Source organism: Komagataeibacter saccharivorans (genome assembly GCF_003207825.1).
Classification (GTDB): Bacteria; Pseudomonadota; Alphaproteobacteria; order Acetobacterales; family Acetobacteraceae; genus Komagataeibacter; species Komagataeibacter saccharivorans.
In genome coordinates, this window is record NZ_NKTY01000092.1 from 1 (window position 1) to 912 (window position 912).

At 65.9% G+C, this 912-nt stretch carries 1 protein-coding gene; it reads right to left on the reverse strand.

Going from position 1 to position 912, the window contains the following annotated elements:
• Positions 1 to 912, reverse strand: a 912-nt coding sequence (locus CFR79_RS15495) for an outer membrane beta-barrel protein (protein WP_258373663.1), incomplete at both ends; no start/stop codon positions are given.

Here is a 912-nt window from a genome sequence, read left to right on the forward strand (position 1 = left end):
GTTGTACTTCTCACCACGCGGGCCGGGGTGGGCCGCGGAGTTGTCGGTGTAGCCGTTGACTTCGATGCGGGTGGTCTGGATGTGGGTGGAAGCCTGAGCGGCTTCTGCCACGATCTCACGCGCGCGGCCGGTCAGGGCGGAGCCGTCCCAGTCGAAGAACACCAGATAGGTGCGGGCTGCTGTCGGCGCGGGCGGCACGACGGCGGGGGCCGGCGGCGGCGGCGGCGGCGCGTTGTTGAACGCGTAGCGGACGCCTACGATGAACTGGTGGTTGAAGCGGTGGTCGAAGCTTGCATGGCCGTCACCAGCGGTGAAGTTGCCCATGGTGAAGCTCTGCGGCTGACCGATCATGCGGTATTCGGTGGTCATCTGCAGGCCCGGCACGCCCGGGATGTCATAGGCCGCACCGACGATACCCTGGTAGGCGAAGCCACCCTTGGTGCCGCTCAGGCTGCGGGCGCCCGACGGGTTGTTCGCGCCGACGGTAACGTTGTGGGCGTTCTGCCACAGGTAACCGGCACCGACACCGACGAACGGCGTGACAGGCACGTCGATGTTGAACAGACGCTTCAGGTCGATGTCATACAGCACGTTGACGAAGCCGCCATAGGAGCGGTCGCTGCCCTTGTCGCCACGGGACTGGCTGTAGATTTCGGACCAGTTGTAGTCACCCTCGACTTCCGCACGCAGGCCGTTGCCGAAGCCCCAGCCAACTGCACCGAAACCGGTCCAGCCATGACGGTGGCCAAGCTTTTCACGGCCCGGCTCGCCGGGGGTGCCTGCACCGGAGTTGGTGTCGGCAAAGTGCCCGTGCTGGGTCTGGGTCAGGTTGTAGCCACCGCCGATATCGACATACGGGCCGGTGATGGTCGTGGCCTTGGCTGCGAACGGTGTCGCTGCCAGCAGGCTGGT